Annotated in this window: 14 protein-coding genes; 12 read left to right on the forward strand and 2 right to left on the reverse strand. The window is 41.0% G+C overall.

Annotated features, from left to right (window positions below; all coding sequences use genetic code 11):
• Positions 1-63: 63 nt before the first annotated feature.
• A complete protein-coding gene (allB, locus tag ACERCG_RS08775; protein ID WP_373611662.1) occupies positions 64-1,470 on the forward strand; it encodes an allantoinase AllB in 1,407 nt (468 codons plus the stop codon).
• A gap of 86 nt (positions 1,471-1,556) precedes the next feature.
• Entirely contained in the window at positions 1,557-2,885 is a 1,329-nt protein-coding gene (locus ACERCG_RS08780; protein WP_373611663.1) for an NCS1 family transporter, read from the forward strand.
• Between the two features lie 106 nt (positions 2,886-2,991).
• Here ACERCG_RS08780 and ACERCG_RS08785 read toward each other — a convergent pair whose 3' ends face one another.
• Positions 2,992-3,849 carry an alpha/beta hydrolase gene (locus tag ACERCG_RS08785; protein WP_373611664.1) on the reverse strand — a complete coding sequence of 286 codons (858 nt, stop codon included), beginning with the start codon at positions 3,847-3,849 and terminating at the stop codon, positions 2,992-2,994.
• Between the two features lie 77 nt (positions 3,850-3,926).
• On the opposite strand from ACERCG_RS08785, the gene allE reads away from it, so the two are divergent.
• The 10 genes from allE (at position 3,927) to ACERCG_RS08835 (ending at position 16,343) form a co-directional block, all read left to right on the forward strand.
• Complete coding sequence (gene allE, locus ACERCG_RS08790) at positions 3,927-4,712, forward strand: (S)-ureidoglycine aminohydrolase (protein WP_373611665.1); 786 nt, start codon at positions 3,927-3,929, stop codon at positions 4,710-4,712.
• Between the two features lie 21 nt (positions 4,713-4,733).
• On the forward strand, positions 4,734-5,786 hold the full coding sequence (gene allD / locus ACERCG_RS08795; RefSeq protein WP_373611667.1) for an ureidoglycolate dehydrogenase: 1,053 nt from the start codon (positions 4,734-4,736) through the stop codon (positions 5,784-5,786).
• 131 nt (positions 5,787-5,917) lie between these two features.
• On the forward strand, positions 5,918-8,917 hold the full coding sequence (gene fdrA / locus ACERCG_RS08800; RefSeq protein WP_373611668.1) for an acyl-CoA synthetase FdrA: 3,000 nt from the start codon (positions 5,918-5,920) through the stop codon (positions 8,915-8,917).
• A 137-nt stretch (positions 8,918-9,054) separates the two neighbouring features.
• A complete protein-coding gene (arcC, locus tag ACERCG_RS08805) occupies positions 9,055-9,987 on the forward strand; it encodes a carbamate kinase (protein ID WP_373611670.1) in 933 nt (310 codons plus the stop codon).
• Between the two features lie 122 nt (positions 9,988-10,109).
• Positions 10,110-10,358, forward strand: coding sequence for a YceK/YidQ family lipoprotein (locus ACERCG_RS08810; protein WP_373611671.1), 249 nt, complete (start codon positions 10,110-10,112; stop codon positions 10,356-10,358).
• Positions 10,359-10,419: 61 nt separating this feature from the next.
• Positions 10,420-12,012: an L-lactate permease gene (locus ACERCG_RS08815; RefSeq protein WP_373611672.1), complete on the forward strand. Its 1,593-nt coding sequence runs from the start codon at positions 10,420-10,422 to the stop codon at positions 12,010-12,012.
• 13 nt (positions 12,013-12,025) lie between these two features.
• Entirely contained in the window at positions 12,026-12,220 is a 195-nt protein-coding gene (locus ACERCG_RS08820; protein ID WP_373611673.1) for a hypothetical protein, read from the forward strand.
• A gap of 43 nt (positions 12,221-12,263) precedes the next feature.
• Positions 12,264-13,499 (forward strand): M20 family metallo-hydrolase, encoded by a 1,236-nt coding sequence (locus ACERCG_RS08825; protein WP_373611674.1) that lies wholly within the window; start codon positions 12,264-12,266, stop codon positions 13,497-13,499.
• Between the two features lie 109 nt (positions 13,500-13,608).
• Positions 13,609-14,988, forward strand: a complete 1,380-nt coding sequence (allB, locus tag ACERCG_RS08830; protein ID WP_373611675.1) for an allantoinase AllB — start codon at positions 13,609-13,611, stop codon at positions 14,986-14,988.
• Positions 14,989-14,990: 2 nt separating this feature from the next.
• Positions 14,991-16,343 (forward strand): NCS1 family transporter, encoded by a 1,353-nt coding sequence (locus tag ACERCG_RS08835; protein WP_373611677.1) that lies wholly within the window; start codon positions 14,991-14,993, stop codon positions 16,341-16,343.
• Positions 16,344-16,557: 214 nt separating this feature from the next.
• Here the strand turns inward: ACERCG_RS08835 and ACERCG_RS08840 are convergent, their stop codons facing one another.
• The gene (locus ACERCG_RS08840) at positions 16,558-17,142 is read right to left on the reverse strand and encodes a sigma-70 family RNA polymerase sigma factor (protein WP_373611678.1); all 585 of its coding nucleotides are present in this window, start codon (positions 17,140-17,142) and stop codon (positions 16,558-16,560) included.
• Positions 17,143-17,413: the final 271 nt, after the last annotated feature.

The following is a 17,413-nucleotide window of genomic DNA, read 5'->3' on the forward strand; positions in this document are numbered from 1 at the left end:
TGCGATTTTATATTCTGTATTTTCCTTTCAAACCGTTAAAAGTCAATAAAAAGAAGGTTTATTATGTATGATTTAATCGTTAAAAACGGTCAATTAGTTACACCTGATAGAATTTATCCTGCCACTATTGCGGTAAAAGAGGGTAAATTTGCCGGTTTTTTAGCGCCGGACATTGAAATCCAAGCGAAAGAAGTGGTTGATGTAAAGGGGCATTTGGTTTATCCGGGTATTATCGATTGCCACGCTCACTTAAATGAACCGGGTTTTGATTATCGTGAAGATTTTGAAACAGGCTCTCGTGCAGCTGTAGCAGCAGGTTGTACAACCTTAATTGATATGCCTCTTAATAATGATCCTTCCTTAATAAACAAAGACGTTTTCAAACTTAAACACGCCAATGTTAGTAAACATTCCTTTATTGATTTTGCCCTCTGGGGCGGGATTGTCGGCGATTATGACGATAGCCCAAATTCCATTAAAAGTAATTCTGCTGATTTAGTTGATCTTGAAGCCTGTGGTGTGGCAGCATTCAAAGGTTTTACTTGTCCGAACGGCGATTTATTCCCAACTGTGAATTTAGGTAATGTGCGTAAAGCATTGGAAATTTTAAAGCCATTTAATGCGTTATCTGGTTTTCACTGCGAAGAATATGGGCAAGTAAAAGAGCGTGTGAAAGAGGCAAAAGCGAAAACAGGCTTAACCAATCAGGAAAAAATCCGTGAATTTTTAGATGCTCACGATGTGTGGGTGGAGTATGTGGCAACAAAAAATATCATTGATATGTCCCGTGCTACAGGTGGACGAGTGCATATTTGCCACGTTACACACCCAATGGTGGCTCAGTTGGTTAAAGATGCGATTTACGAAGGTTTGCCAGTGTCTGGTGAAACTTGCCCACATTATTTAGGTTTTACCGAAGATTTTGTGTTTGAAAAAGGTGGCCCTGCGAAATGTACGCCTCCTCTGCGTAAAAGAGAGAATATGGAAAAACTGTGGGATTATGTGATTGACGGTACGCTTTCTTGCGTGGGTAGCGATCACTCACCAGCAGCTGATGAAGAAAAAAATAATGAGACTCACGATATTTGGGAAGCGTGGGGTGGCTTAAACGGTATTCAATTCTTCCTACCGATGATGTTTGATATGGTGGTTCATCAACGTAAACTTAGCCCGAGCCTCATTGCGAAAGTAATGGGGGTAAACCCAGCGAAATTGTTTGGTTTATACGGTCGTAAAGGGGCTTTTGAAATCGGTTTTGATGCGGATATTGTGGTTGTTGATCCGGAAAAACCGTGGAAAGTAGAACAGGAAAAACTCTTTACCAAAGGACACGTTACTTGCTTTGATGGATTAGAAGGAAAAGGTGCAGCAACCCATACCTTTATTCGTGGTCGTTTAGTGGCAGAGAATGGTATGTATAAACAAGATGCAATGGGCTATGGAGAGTTTATTCGTCCGGTTAAGCGATAAATTTAAATGCGGTCAGTTTTTATGAAGGTAAAAATTGACCGCATTTTTATTATGATAAATATAAATGCAAATTACAGGAGCAGAAAATGTCTGAAAAAACCAACTTACAACCCATTCCGGAAAATAAACGGATTATGGATTTATTGTCTTACCTTTTCCTATGGCTTGGTGGCTGTGTATCTATCGGTACATTTGCGTTAGGTTCAGGGCAATTAGAGAAGGGGTTAAATCTCACTCAAGCATTCGTGGCAATGCTGATAGGCTCGCTGTTATTGATTGTCTGTTTATGCTTAAACGATCAAATGAGCTATAAAAGTGGTGTGCCTTATGCCGTTCAATTAAAAAGTGCATTCGGGACAAAAGGCGGTATTTTACCTGCTATGCTGCGTGGTGTGCCGGCTATTGTTTGGTATGGTGTGCAAAGTTGGTTAGGCGGTTCTGCAATTAACCAAATCTCTATTTTATTATTTGGTTATGATAATTTAGTGCTTTATTTCTTATTATTCCAAGCACTACAAATTTGGATTTCTACTACAGGTTTCCACGGTTTAAAATGGTTAGAGAACATTGGTGCGATGGTGATTATTGCCTCGCTTACCTATATGTTCTATGTATGTATGACTAAATTTGGTGGGCGTATTGAAGAAAACCTTATTAATAAAGAAGGTACTTGGGGCTTACCATTTGTGAGTGCGATTGTAGCATTCTTTGGCGTAAACGTATTAGTAATGCTTAATGTTGGTGACTATGTGCGTGAGTTAAAAGCCGGTTATTCAACTACTAAACGTGGTGTCGTTTATTTCTTAGCGATGGTGCCAACAACGGTATTTATGGGGATTATCGGTTTAATGATCTCCTCAGCAACAGGTATCGCAAACCCAATTAATGCGTTTGCACAAGCAGCCGATAATAAATTCTTAGTGGTTATTACCTTACTCTTTATTTTATTTGCACAGATGACAACAAACCTTGCAAGTAACGTTGTACCACCTGCATATGCGCTAATGGATGCATTCAAAATCAAGCACAAAACTTCGGTAGTGCTTATCGGCTTATTAGCGATTGCGACTTGCCCTTGGTTAATTACCTCAGATGCTTCATCAAAAGGCGTAGATATTTTCGTATTAACTTACACGGTATTCTTCGGTCCGATCTTTGCGGTGTTATTGGTGGATTACTATATTTTACGCAAACAGAAAGTAGATATTGCTGAACTTTATGATGAAAACGGCAATCGCAGAGGGGTAAACTGGGCTGCGATTTTAGCTATCTCTGTTGGTGCGGTTATCGGTTTATTTAATGCTGATATTTCATTCCTAACAGCGACAATCCCAACAGGATTGGTTTATTACTTTGGTATGAAATATATGGCATCAAGTGCACGTTTCAGAAAAGGCACGATTTTGGAGAAATAAGCTCATAACCCCATACGAGCCGTATGGGACTAGATAATCTGAGCCACGTTGTGGCTCTCTAAAAGCCCTGAAGGGGCTTAGTTTATTGAGCCTAGCACGGCTTGTGCTAGGTGGTTTCGATAAAATCTACAGTTGCTTGAAGCAATTCTTTCGTATATTCAGACTGTTCATCTCGGTCAAAATCGTGAAGATCGGCTGAAATGACAAATTTGGTTGGATTAAATTTTTCGCATAATGCTTGAAACTCGGCAAACGGCACATCAGGATCATTCGTTGCGTGGGCAGCGAAAACAGGTAAGTTTAATTCCGCCAAACGTAAGCTGTAATCAAGGTAGAAAAATTTATCTCTACCTTGATAAATTAACGATTTCCACTTGCCTGTTTGGCGAGCGTAAATATAGCAACTAAAGTGGGTATTTAAATCTGCTGCTTGCTTTGGAGTTGCTATTAGTGATTGAAAAGTGCTTTCACTGACTAATGGTAATTTTAAATAGTGTGGGCTTGGGCTATCAAACCAACTATCAGTTAAAAAGCCATAACCATAATAAGAAATAACGCCTTGTGGCTTTTTAATGTCGGCTTGTTGGTTTAGTTTAGCAGCCGTTAATAATGCAAGATAAGCTCCAGCAGAGCGACCGAATAGAAAATAGGGGAGTTCTGTAAAATTCGATTGAGTTTGTAGCTGCTGAATAGAGTTAAGTATCGAACTAACAATATTTTCAATCTGAGCCTGTGGTGCAAGCGGGTAATTTATCGCAAAAATTTGCAAACCGGCTTGGGTAAAGGTTTCAATATGCAGTTGAGGTAAATCCTCTTTTGTTCCGTAAAGTAAGCCACCGCCGTGTAGGTAGATAAGATTGGCTTTAGGTGCGATGTTATCATCTTGATAGAGCGTTGCCTCAATAGTTAGAGGCATATCTTCAATTTTAACAGTATTTAGTGTGATTTGTGTTGTTTGCAACATAATGAACCTCGATTTTTGTATGAATTATAGTACAAATTAATTCAACTTATCATACTCACATAAAGAAGGAGAATATTATGGGATATTTGAATGGTCAAACAGGTTATCGTAAAGGGTTGCTGGAAACACGTTCGGTAATTCGTAAGAATAACTTTGTGATTTTGGAAACTGATGGCTTGGTGAAAAACAGTATTCCAAATTACCATAATTGTGATATTAGTATTTTATCGTCCCCAGCACTGGGTGCATCTTTTGCCGATTACATTGCAACCGTTCACCCAAATGGTGGTTGCACACAATTGGGCGGTAATGGTATTGAGGTGTTTGTTTATTCGGTAAGTGGCGAGCTTACGGTTAAAAATGGCGATACTGAAATTACCCTTGAAAGTGGCGGTTATATTTTCTCGCCTGCCGACCAAGTGTTGAGTTTTGTGAATAAGTCTGAACAATCAACTAAAATTTATATTCATCGTCGCCGTTATACCCCGTTAGAAGGGCATCAAGCAACCACTTATGTAGGCAATGTGAATGAAATTGACTACATTGAATATGAGGGTATGAAAACCTGCCTCATCAAAGATTTACTGCCTTCAGCCACCGATTTTGGTTTTGATATGAATATGCACATCTTGTTATTCAAACCAGGTGCTTCGCACGGCTATATCGAAACCCATTTCCAAGAACATGGAATGCTATTCCTTTCAGGAAAAGGAATGTATCGTTTAGATGATGAGTGGATTCCTGTGAAGAAAGATGATTATGTGTTTATGGATTCCTACTGCCCGCAAGCCTGTTATGCAGTAGGTGATGAAGATTTCGTGTATATCTACTCGAAAGAGTGTAACCGTGATGTAGAACTTTAATTTAACGTTAAGGAATGAACAATGAAACTATCAAGAGATGAATTAAAAGGCTTGATGAAAGCAAAATTAATGAAAGCGGGTTTAAACGATCAACACGCAGATATTACCGCTGAAATTCTGACGTGGTCTGATGAACGTGGCTATCACTCTCACGGTGCAGTTCGTATGGAATATTACTGCGAACGTATTTTTAAAGGCGGTATTACGCACGATCCTAAATTTGAGTGGAAAGAGACAGGCCCTGCTTCAGCGGTTTTTGAAGGGGATAACGGCTGCGGTTATGTAGCGGCAACTTTCGCAATGGAAAAAGCGATTGAAATGGCGAAAAAATCAGGTATTGCGATTGTTGGTATTCGTAACATTTCGCATAGTGGGGCGATTGGTTATTACACAGAAATGGCTGCGAAAGAAGGATTACTCTCTATTTCATTCTGCCAATCAGACCCAATGGCTGTGCCTTATGGCGGTTCTGAGCCTTATTACGGTACAAACCCGATTTCTTTTGCTGCTCCTGCTGATGAAGGCAGAAATGTGGTATTTGATATGGCAACCACCGTTCAGGCTTGGGGGAAAATTTTGGATAAACGTTCTCGTGGTGAATCTATTCCTCCAGATTGGGCTGTCGATGTTGAAGGTAATCCGGTAACCGATCCGAACAAAGTGAATGCCTTAGTGCCGATTGCAGGGGCGAAAGGTTACGGCTTAATGATGATGGTGGATATTTTCTCCGGTATCTTATTAGGCGTTCCATTCGGCAAACACGTTTCTTCAATGTACCACGATTTATCAGAAGGTCGACGCTTGGGGCAAATGCACATAGTGATTGACCCTGCACGTTTCTGCGGAGCAGAGCAATTCCGTGAAAATATGGCTCAATCTATCGATGAGCTTAATGCAATGCAGCCTGCTGCAGGCAATGATAAAGTATATTATCCGGGACAGCGTGCAGAAATGCGTCGTGATAAATATTACGCAAATGGTGGCATTGAAATTGTAGATAAGGTCTATGAATATTTAATCAGCGATGATATCCATTTTGACCGTTACGATCACAAAAACCGTTTTGCGGATTAATCTTGTTGCCTAGCACAAGCCGTGCTAGGTTAAATAAATCAAGCCCCTTTGGGGCTTATGTAGTCGCAGAGCGGCTAGGATAATAGAACCCCATATGGCTTGTATGGGATTGTAGATAGGAAGGATAAAAGATGTTAAAAACTGTCGTAAAAAAGGGTAGTTACCACGATTCTGTGGTATTGATGCTACTTACTAATGCAATTTCAGGGCTTGAAGGCGTAAAAAAAGTATCTGTGATGATGGCAACGCCTGCGAATAAAGATATTTTCGCCCAAAGTGGGTTAGATACCCCAGAATTATTAGAAGCAACGGCTAACGATATGGTGGTGGTTGCAGACGTTGAGCAAGAAGACGTGATCAACGTAGTAATGGAAAAAGTAGAAGAATTTTTAAAACAGAAATCGCAAGCAGCTTCAGCTCAAGCAGGAAAAGAAGCCGTAAAATCTTGGAGTAAAGCAACCGCTGCATTGCCTGATGCCAATTTAGCAGTAATTTCTATTCCCGGGGCTTATGCTGCACTAGAAGCAAATCGAGCGTTAGATGAAGGCTTAAATGTGTTTATGTTTAGTGATAATGTCAGCGTTGAAGATGAAAAAGCCCTCAAAGAAAAAGCGCATAGCAAAGGTTTAGTGGTAATGGGCCCAGACTGCGGAACGGGGATTATTCAAGGTGTTCCAGTTGCCTTTACAAATAGCGTAACACCGGGTTCAATCGGCATTATTGGTGCATCTGGTACGGGTATTCAAGAACTGACAACTATCATTGATCGTTTAGGCGAAGGTGTTGAAAATGCGATTGGCACAGGTGGTCGTGATCTCTATGAAGATATCGGTGGTATCACAATGCTAGATACTATCGAGGCGATGGAGCAAAATGAGAAAGTAAAAGTGCTGATCGTGATCTCTAAACCACCTGCAAAAGCAGTGCGTGAAAAAATTTCTGCTCGTTTAAGCCGCTACACCAAGCCTGTGATTACGCTATTCTTAGGCGAAAAACCTGAGTTCCACGAAGAGAATTTCTATCACGCTTACACGCTAGATGAAGCTGCTCGCTTAGCCGTTGCCTTAGTGCGTAATGAGCCAATTCCTGCATTTGCAAAAAATAGTGTAAATTCGACCGCTTGTGGTAAAACTTTAAAAGCCTATTATTCAGGTGGTACGCTTGCAGGCGAAGCGGCAATGTTGCTAAAAGATGCGTTAAACATTGAAGGCAGCGGTGCAAAAGCTGACGGCTTTATGTTTAAGCAAGACGGACACATTGTGGTGGATTTAGGCGATGATATTTATACTCAAGGCAAACCGCACCCGATGATTGACCCCGCCAAGCGTATTGAATCTATGCGTGATGCGGTTGATGATGCGACTACTGGCGTGATTTTATTCGACATTGTGTTAGGATACGGCTCGCACGAAGATATGGCAACAGCCTTAATTCCGACCATTCAAGAACTGCAACAAAAAGCTAAAGCTCAAAGCCGTGATGTTGCTTTTGTGGCAACCGTATGCGGTACTCGCAGCGATTACCAAGGCTATGATGAAACCGTGCGTAAATTAGTTGAAGCTGGTGTGGACGTGTGCGAAACCAATAAAATTGCAGTAGAAAAATCCCTAGCATTATTAGGTTTACAATTTGATGAACCAACCAAACCAGTTCAGCCAAAAACTGTGGTACAAGGTGAAAATCGTCCTGCTTCTGAACAGCTATTACGTTTATTGTCAGAAAAACCAAAGATCATCAACATTGGCTTAAAGAGTTTTGCAGATGTGGCAGAACAATTTGGCTGCCAAGTGGTGCAATTTAACTGGCAACCACCGGCAGGCGGTAACATTCAACTTATCAAAGCATTAAATTTCTTAAATGAATATGAAGCAGTTGATATTGATGAAGCGAACCGTAAAGTAATTGCAAAAGTGGTAGCTGCAGCACCAATTATTCGTGATAACGTATTAGCGAAAACGGTTATCAAAGAACTTAATGAAGGCAAAGTGATCTTACACGCTGGCCCACCAATTCAATATAAAGATATGCCAAACACAGTACAAGGTTCTTGCGTTGGGGCGGTACTATTTGAAAAATGGGCAATAGATGAAGCCTCAGCTCGTGCCTTATTAGAAAGTGGCGAAATTAAATTTATACCGTGCCACCACGTTAATGCAGTAGGCCCGATGGGCGGTATTACTACCGCCAATATGCCTGTTTGGATGGTTGAGAACGCAACTGACGGTAACTTTGCTTACTGTACGATGAACGAAGGTATCGGTAAGGTATTGCGTTTCGGTGCTTATTCTGATGAGGTGGTTAAACGTTTAGAGTGGATGCGTGATGTGCTAGGCCCAGCGCTTGGTAAAGCAATCCGCTCAATGGAAAATGGCTTAGCGGTTAATCCATTAGTGGCAAAAGCAATTGCTATGGGTGATGAATTCCATCAACGTAATATTGCGGCTTCAATGTCATTCTTCAAAGAAGTTGCTCCACGCATTACGGCAATGAGCGATTTAGCGGAAAATGATAAATATGAAGTCATTAAATTCTTAGCGGATACCGACCAATTCTTCCTTAATATTATAATGGCAACCAGTAAAGCGATTATGGACGGTGCAAGAACCATTACTGAAGGGACTATTGTTACCGCAATGTGCCGTAATGGTGTGCATTTTGGTATTCGTATTGCAGGTATGAGTGATGAATGGTTTGTTGGCCCTGTGAATACACCACAAGGCTTATATTTCACAGGTTATGATGGCGAAGATGCTTGCCCGGATATTGGCGACTCAGCCATTACTGAAACCTTAGGTGTGGGTGGTTTGGCTATGATCGCCGCACCAGCGGTAACTCGTTTTGTGGGGGCTGGCGGTTATGAAGATGCTCTTCGCACCAGTAACGATATGATGGAAATTTGTATCGACCGTAACCCTAACTACATTGTGCCGAACTGGAACTTCCAAGGGGCTTGCTTAGGTATTGATGCAAGATTAGTGGTTGAAAAAGGCATTACCCCTGTAATCAACACAGGTATTGCCCACAAAGTGGCTGGTTTCGGTCAAATAGGTGCAGGCACAGTACGCCCACCACTAGCTTGTTTTGAAAAAGCTGTGCTTGCCTATGCAAGAAAGTTAGGGTTTAACGGCTAGTATCTGGTATTAACCTAGCACGAGCCGTGCTAGGTTTAATAAACCAAGTCCCTCCAGGACTTTAGAGACGCAAAGTGGCTCGGATAATAGAACCCCATACGGCTCGTATGGGGTAGTAGGGATAAAAAGGAGAAATAATGTCAAAACAAACCATCGTATTAGCCTTAGGCGGTAATGCATTAGGCAATAATTTAGTAGAGCAGCGTGAAGCCGTTGCAAAAACAGCGAAAGTGATTGTGGATATCTTACAACAGGGTAAAAATATTGTGATTACCCACGGTAATGGACCGCAAGTGGGGATGATCCAGCGAGCAATGGATGATTTCGCCAAGAGTTCAGGCGATGAAATTCCATTACCCACCAGTGTTGCAATGAGTCAAGGTTACATTGGCATTGATTTACAAAATGCGATTAAGTATGAATTGGTTACTCGTGGTATTGAGCAGAAAGTCAGTACAATTTTGTCGCAAATTGAGGTTGATCCAAAAGATGCTGCATTCCAAAATCCAGACAAACCAATAGGCAGATTTTTAACTAAAGAAGAAGCTGACGAGCTAGAAGCAAAAGGTATTCGCACAATGGAAGACGCTGGGCGTGGCTATCGTATTGTGGTGCCTTCGCCAAAACCAAAACTTATCCGTGAGCTGGAAACTATTAAAACATTAGTGGAAGCAGGGCATATTGTAATTACTTGTGGCGGTGGCGGTATTCCTGTGGTTGCTGATAAAAATGGTCGATTAGTGGGTGTAAATGCTGTTATTGATAAAGACAACGCCAGCTCGCTATTGGCTGAAAAACTTAATGCCGACTATTTAGTTATCTTAACAGCAGTAGAAAAGGTTGCCATTAATTGGGGTAAGCCTAACCAAGAGTGGCTTTCTGAATTAAGCACCGAACAGGCTCGCCAATATATTGCCGAAGAGCAATTTGCGAAAGGCTCAATGCTGCCGAAGGTGGAAGCTGCATTGAAATTCGCAGAAAGTGGCGAAGGGCGTAGAGCATTAATCACATTGTTAGATAAAGCGGCAGAAGGTATTGCAGGCGAAACAGGTACGGTGATTTATTCGTAAATTTGAATGAATTTGTAGGGGTTAATTGCAATTAGCCCCTACAAAATATAATGACAAGCGGTCATTTTTCTTCATTTTTTTGCAATTAGCTTGTTTAAACATAAGAACATTGGAGTTCAACTATGAAATTAACAAAATTAGCGGTAATCACATTATTAGCGACTTCTCTATCAGGCTGTGGAACACTTTTATCATTCGGCGTAGGAGATTGCTCCCCTTATTCAGGCGTGAGAGCGAATGCTGAACTGATGTCTGAACCTGGCCCAGATGGTCCAGCTCTTACTGCATTAGGTATAGTTGATATGCCTTTTAGTTTAGTTGCAGATACGGTACTGTTACCTGTTACGGCAATTTGTGCTATTTCCAATTAACAAGCGGTCATTTTTTTCAATTTTTTGTAATTAGGTTGTTTTAAACAAAATGGATATTCCAGTGAATTTTTTTATGTGGTTTATGGCGCTATTGCCGATTATCACATTGGTTATTTTAATGGTTAAATTCCAATGGGGAGCAACAGAAGCTGCTCCTGTTGGCTTGCTTATTACCATTTTTACGGGGTTATTTCTTTATCAAGCGGATATTCCATTAATCGCTATTGAATCAGCAAAAGGCATTTGGAATGCATTAGTGATTCTCTTGATCGTCTGGACGGCTGTGCTGATGTACCAAGTCAGCGATGGGGCAAAAGCCTTTTTAGTCATTCGTGCTGGAATGAGTAAATTGTTCCCAAATGAACTCTTGCTTGTGATGACAATGGGCTGGATTTTTGAAAGTTTCCTACAAGGTATCACAGGTTTTGGTGTGCCTGTTGCGGTGGGTGCTCCATTATTAATTGGGATTGGTGTTCGTCCATTATGGGCGGTAGTATTGCCATTGTTCGGTCAGGCTTGGGGTAATACTTTCGGTACTTTAGCGGCAGCGTGGGACGCATTAGCCGTTTCAGCAGGTTTAGAAGTTGGCAGTGATGATTACTTCCTCACCGCACTTTGGTCTGCTGCCTTTTTATGGTTCTGGATTGTAGTAACAGGCTTAGCCATTGCGTGGTTCTATGGTAGAGGCAAAGCGCTGAAAAAAGGCTTAGTAGCCACCTTAATTATTGCCACTATTCAAGGTGGTGGCGAATTGTTACTGAGCCAAGTGAATACCACAATTTCTGCCTTTATTCCTGCGTGTTTGTCGATTTTAGCGATTGTGCTTATCAGCAAAATGAGTATGTATAAAGAAGTCTGGCGTGTGGAAGATAGCCCAATTATGGATAGAACCAAAACCACTGAAAATGAAGAATCCTTGCCAAATATGAATTTACTGCAAGCCTTTATTCCGTATATTGTGCTATCAGTAATGACATTGGCAATTCTTGTTATTACGCCAGTGAATCAGTTCTTATCACAATTTAAATTTGGCTTTGCATTCCCTGAAACAGTAACAGGTTATGGTTTTGTGAATAAGGCGTACGAATCTTACTCACCAATTGCTATTTTCACTCACGCAAGTATATTCTTATTTGTATCATCGATTATTGGCTTGATTTATTACCAACGTAAGGGCTGGATAGCCAAAGCAGGAACAAGAGCAATTTTTGCAAAATCTATCTCGATGACAATGCCATCAGGCATTGCGGTAGTAGGCTTAGTGATTATGTCTAAAATTATGGGCGGAACAGGGCAAACGGCGGTGTTAGCTCAAGGAATGGCGAGCGTATTAGGCAAATCTTATGTGATTTTATCGCCATTTATAGGTTTCTTAGGTACATTTATGACAGGCAGTAATATGAGCTCAAACATCTTATTTGGTGATTTCCAAATGACAACAGCAAAATTACTTAATGCAAATTCAGCGGCAATTTTGGGGGCTCAAACCACAGGTGGCGCAATCGGGAGTGCGATTAGCCCAAGTAAAATTATTTTAGGAACAACAACGGCGAATATTTTAGGTAAAGAAGGCGATGTAATGAAAACGATCATCTGGATCACCTTACTACCAACTTTATTAATTGGTGTTGTAGCCTATTTTGCTTCACTTTAGGAGAGGATAAAAAATGGCAAACTCATTTTTAAAAACCAAAGCAGGCAAAATGACCTTAGCTTTTATTGCAACGCTATTGGCATTTTTCTTAATTATGTTAGGTATTGACCAAGCTAATAACACCTTTATCCATATCGGATTTGTAGTAATGGTGGCAGCGATGGTTTATTCGCCTATTGATGTTTTTATCCTCAATCGAAAAAAATAACGTAGCGCGAATTGTTATTCGCCTATCAAAAAAGGAATATAAAATGGAAAAAATTACAGAACGTATTACGCAAAATTTAGAAACATTAAAACAATTTACCGCTACACCGGGTAATGGTTGTACCCGTTTACCCTTTACACCTGAGGCAAGAAATGCGGTCAATTATTTAAGAGATTTAATGGTGGAAGCCGGGCTTCGTGTAAGAGAAGATGAAGCCGGCAATATTTTTGGGGTATTAGAAGGGGAGCAACCTGATTTACCCTGTGTGATGTCAGGCTCTCACTATGATAGTGTACTTCACGGTGGCGATTATGATGGTATTGCAGGTGTAATTACGGCACTTGAAACGGCTCGTTTATTAAAAGACAGCGGTAAAAAATTTAAACGTAACTTTGTAGTTGCAGGCTTTAATGATGAAGAAGGTATGCGTTTTGGCACAGGGTATTTCGGCTCGGGGGCAATGCTCGGGCTTCGTGATGCGGATTATTGCAAAAAATTCTTAGATAAAGATGGCATCTCAATTTACGAGGCAATGCGTAACTACGGCTTAGATCCAGAAAAAGTGCAAAATGCGAAATGGGAAGAGGGCTCAATCGGTCATTTTATTGAAACCCATATTGAGCAAGGCCCTGTGTTAGAAAATCACGGTCTTGAAATTGGTTTAGTAACAGGTATTGTAGGCTTACACCGCCATATGTTTACCGTTCACGGGCGAGCGGATCACGCTGGCACAACCCCAATGGATATGCGTTTAGATGCGGTTGATGTTGCCACCAAAGTTATCTCTAAAATTGCAGATTGGGCAAGAGAGAAAGATGATGGCACAGTAGCAACGGTTGGTTATATGAGCGTTCTACCGGGGGGTATTAACATTGTGGCAGAAAAAGTGATCTTTAGTGTGGATATCCGCTCATTAAATATGGCAAATATTGAAGATATTGCTGAAAAAATTGATGCTGCATTAGCCGAAGAAACCGCAAAAATTGGTTCAACCTTTGATAAAGAGACAAAATTGATTATTCAACCGGTCAAGCTCTCTGAAAAAATGCTGGATATTTTAGAAGAATCAACCAAAGCATATCAATTTAGCTATAAACGCTTGCCGAGTGGAGCAGGGCACGATTCATTAGAAATCGGGCAAAAAATCCCAACGGTAATGATTTTCGTACCAAGCAAAGAGGGCAGAAGCCATACGCCGGTCGAGTTTACCGAGTATCACTACTTCGCCAAAGCTGCCGTATTGCAACAAGAGTTGGTGGAAAAACTATTAGACGAATAATGTTGTGAAACAGGAACAAGTTGCAAAATTTTATAAAAAATTGACCGCTTGTTCCTGTTTAACGAGCTTAGAATTTTACTAAAACCATAACTACAAGGAGTATTCGACTATGTACGATCTCGTTCTTAAAAATGGGAAGATAGTTTTATCCGATGCCGTATTTGACGGCAATATTGCGGTCAAAGCAGGAAAAATTGCCGCGATTTTGGAAGACGGCACTGTTCCTGAAGCCAAGGAAGTAATTGATGTGAAAGGCAACTTCATTTTTCCGGGGGCGATAGATACCCACGCTCACTTAAACGATCCGGGTTATGAATGGCGTGAAGATTATGCTCACGGCACAGCAGCCGCTGCAGTAGGTGGCTATACCACCATTATTGATATGCCATTGCAAAATGAGCCAGCTTTAACAGACGGTAAAATTTTTGATGCCAAAATTGCGAAAGTATCGCCAAATGCTTATGTGGATTACTGCTTTTGGGGCGGCTTAGTGCCAAGTAATTTTGAGCATTTAAGTGAATTAAATGATAAAGGCTGTGTGGCGTTAAAATCCTTTATTGGCCCTGTTTCGCCTGATTATGCTTCGCTCAACTATGGTCAAACCGTTGAAGCAATGGAAATTATCCAAAAATTCGGCGGACGTGCTGGCTTCCATTGTGAAGATTTTTCTACCATCAAATGGCAAGAGCAACGAATGAAAAATGAAGGTCGATTAGACTGGAGAGCTTTCCTTGACTCCCGCCCACTTATTGCAGAAATGCTTGCCACTATTAATATTATCGAAATTGCGAAAGCCACCGGCTGTAAAGCTCACATCTGCCACGTTAGCCACCCAGACGTTGCTCAAAAAATCAAAGAAGCCCAACAAGAAGGCTACGATATTACCGCAGAAACCTGTGCCCACTATCTCTGTTTTAGTGAAGATGATGTGATTGAAAAAGGTGCGTTATTCAAATGTGCTCCACCACTTCGGAGCAAAGCAGATGTCGATCGTTTATGGGATTATGTGGTTGATGGCACATTCAGCGGTATTGGCAGCGACCATTCTCCTTGTTCTTACGATGAAAAGTACAATGAAATTTTAGGTCAAAAAATTGAAAATGTGTTTGATGTGTGGGGCGGAATTAGTGGCATTCAAAGCTGCGTACAAGTGGCGTTCTATGAAGGCTGTGTAGAACGTGGTGTATCGCCAACCGTGCTTGCTAATGCAATGGCGAAACTGCCAGCTAAAGCATTCGGAATTTATGGTCAAAAAGGCGATATCCAAGTGGGTTTTGATGCAGATTTTACCATTATCGATCCAAACAAAGAGTGGGAAATCAAAGCAGAAGATTTGCAATATGTAAATAAAATCTCGGCGTATATCGGCAAAAAAGGAAAAGGTTTACCTGTTTATACCATTGTAAGAGGAAAAGTGATCGCCCAAGATGGCAGGCTCACCGATAGCAAAGGTTTTGGTAAATTCATTCGTAAAACAGAAGGAGCATAATTATGTTGGATAACAAAGAACTCAGCCCTGAGCTGGCAAAAGAGGTCAATGTCGATCTTCAGCCAACCCAAGAGCGTATTATGGATAACTTCTCCTATTGGGCAAGCTTCTTGGGCGGTTGTGTGTCTATCGGTACATTCTCAATGGGAGCAAGTCTGATTGGGGCTTTGACCGTAAGCCAAGCTATTCTGGCGATGGCGATAGGTTGTATTGTGATTGTTATTGGCTTAGTGCTGATTGGGAATGGCGGTCATAAATATGGTATTCCGTTCCCGATTCAACTGCGTAGCTCTTTTGGTGTAACTGGGGTAAAAATTCCGGGGATTTTGCGTGGCGTTCCCGCAATCGTTTGGTTTGGTTTCCAAAGCTGGGTGGGTGCAGGTGCAATCAATATGTGCTTAAAGCTGCTATTTGGTTTTGATAACTTACCTGTTATTTATGTGCTATTCACCTTATTACAAGTAGGTCTATCTATTAATGGCTTTAAAGGGATTAAATGGCTAGAAAATGTTTCGGTCGTGTTCCTAATCGGTATTCTTGCCTATATGCTATATGTGGTAAATACCAAATTCTCAGTTGAAATTGGCGACCGTTTTGCCAATATTGAGGGCTCTTGGGGAATGCCATTATGGGCGGCAACGACGGCTTTCTTGGGTATTTATTCAACAATGATATTAAATGCCTCAGACTATTCACGCCACGTTAAAAAAGGCACAAGCTCAACCACAACAGGGGTAATTTATGTGCTATCGATTCTCCCTGTGACCCTATTTATGGGCTTAATCGGCTTATTAGTTACCGCAGCCACAGGTAATAGCGACCCAATTGAAGTATTTGCCACCGCAATGGATAATAAATTCTTAACCGTCATCACTTTATTATTCATCGCTTTCGCACAGGTAACCACAAATGTGTTGAATAATATTGTTCCTCCATCATATATTTTAATGGACGCCTTTAAAATGAAATGGTCGCACGCAACAATTTTAGTTGGTATTCTTTCTATGTGTGTAATGCCTTGGAAATTGGTAACAGCAGAATCAGCAGATGGATTATCACTCTTCATAAAAATTTACTCTGCGTTCTTAGGCCCAATTTTTGCGGTAATGGTGGTGGATTACCACATCTTAAGAAAACGCACCTTAAACGTGAATGAGTTATATAACAAAGAGGGGATTTTCAAAGGTATCAACTGGGCAGCGGTAATTGCGATTGCAATCGGATCACTTTGCTCATTAATCGTAGTTGATCTTTCTTGGTATGTAAGTCTAATTCCTTCTGGTTTAAGCTATTACATTTTAATGAAAGCCTTGAAAAGTTCAGCATCTTTCCGTAAAGGAACTATCTTAGAATAAATAAAAAAGTGCGGTCAAACTTTGCTAAGTTCTGACCGCACAATATTATTTAAACTCTTTCATCATCTTTTCAAGCGTTTGACAATTCTTCTGAAATCCCCGACAGCAAGGACACATCATTAAATGAATTTTGAGCTGTAATTGCTGTTTAAAAGTCAATTTTTGTTCGCAAGAGAGCGAAATCAATTCGGTATGTTTCTTACAATTTAACATCTTATTTTTCTCCAAACCATTTTTGCGTTAAGCAGACTTGCAGTTGTAACCTCGCCCGATAGAGCAGGGTATGTAGGTTGGCACTGGAAATCTCGCACTCTCGACAGATCCCTTCTGTCTCCATCTCCAAATGGGTTCGCATCATAAATACACGGGCTTGGCTCGGTGGCAGGTGGTTTAAACAGAGGTCGAACACTTGCCAGAACTGCTCGGAATAGGCTTGACTGTCGGTGTTTTTCCATTCGGAAGATTCGTAAGCATCACGATCCCATATTCCGTTCTCGTGAAATAGTTTTTCACTGAGATCTTGCTCTTCTTGCTCAACCAGTTCGGAAACTGCCACCATTTTGCCTTTGGCTTTCAGTAGATCAACAATCTTGTTTTTCAAAATCGCAAACAGCCAAGTTTTTAATGCACTGTCGCCCTTAAAACTTTCGGCATATTTATACGCATTGACAAAGGCTTCCTGCACCACATCTTCGGCGAGATCGCTTTGCTTTAAATGTAAAAAGGCAAATTTCACCATTTGCAGACGAATTTCTTCCAACTGTTGCGGTGGGATTTGCCGTAAAACGGGTTTGGTCATTGTTGTCCTTTTGTAAAAATTTTGGGGAAATTAACCGCTTGTAATCATAAGGTATAAAAAGCTCCCCCCTTTTAGTAAAGCAAGATGTCAAGTTCTATCATACCAGTAGGGACAGATATAGTACCCACAAACGATATTAATTTACGGGCGGGCACAGGACCCGCCCCTTGTATATCTCAAATGAGTTAAACTAAGCAACACAACCCGTTATCGGCATCTCGTCTCGTCCCTTGAAAGCACTTCGTTGTGTAGCTTAGAGAGCCGATAACTT

It is taken from the genome of Mannheimia sp. E30BD, assembly GCF_041807785.1.
In the GTDB taxonomy this organism is placed as follows: domain Bacteria; phylum Pseudomonadota; class Gammaproteobacteria; order Enterobacterales; family Pasteurellaceae; genus Mannheimia.

What these genes read in the sequence shown, in the direction of transcription:
- allB (WP_373611662.1), top strand. Translation starts at nt 64, where the DNA reads ATGTATGATTTAATCGTTAAAAACGGTCAATTAGTTACACCTGATAGA.
- ACERCG_RS08780 (WP_373611663.1), top strand. Translation starts at nt 1,557, where the DNA reads ATGTCTGAAAAAACCAACTTACAACCCATTCCGGAAAATAAACGGATT.
- ACERCG_RS08785 (WP_373611664.1), bottom strand. Translation starts at nt 3,849, where the DNA reads ATGTTGCAAACAACACAAATCACACTAAATACTGTTAAAATTGAAGAT.
- allE (WP_373611665.1), top strand. Translation starts at nt 3,927, where the DNA reads ATGGGATATTTGAATGGTCAAACAGGTTATCGTAAAGGGTTGCTGGAA.
- allD (WP_373611667.1), top strand. Translation starts at nt 4,734, where the DNA reads ATGAAACTATCAAGAGATGAATTAAAAGGCTTGATGAAAGCAAAATTA.
- fdrA (WP_373611668.1), top strand. Translation starts at nt 5,918, where the DNA reads ATGTTAAAAACTGTCGTAAAAAAGGGTAGTTACCACGATTCTGTGGTA.
- arcC (WP_373611670.1), top strand. Translation starts at nt 9,055, where the DNA reads ATGTCAAAACAAACCATCGTATTAGCCTTAGGCGGTAATGCATTAGGC.
- ACERCG_RS08810 (WP_373611671.1), top strand. Translation starts at nt 10,110, where the DNA reads ATGAAATTAACAAAATTAGCGGTAATCACATTATTAGCGACTTCTCTA.
- ACERCG_RS08820 (WP_373611673.1), top strand. Translation starts at nt 12,026, where the DNA reads ATGGCAAACTCATTTTTAAAAACCAAAGCAGGCAAAATGACCTTAGCT.
- ACERCG_RS08825 (WP_373611674.1), top strand. Translation starts at nt 12,264, where the DNA reads ATGGAAAAAATTACAGAACGTATTACGCAAAATTTAGAAACATTAAAA.
- allB (WP_373611675.1), top strand. Translation starts at nt 13,609, where the DNA reads ATGTACGATCTCGTTCTTAAAAATGGGAAGATAGTTTTATCCGATGCC.
- ACERCG_RS08835 (WP_373611677.1), top strand. Translation starts at nt 14,991, where the DNA reads ATGTTGGATAACAAAGAACTCAGCCCTGAGCTGGCAAAAGAGGTCAAT.
- ACERCG_RS08840 (WP_373611678.1), bottom strand. Translation starts at nt 17,142, where the DNA reads ATGACCAAACCCGTTTTACGGCAAATCCCACCGCAACAGTTGGAAGAA.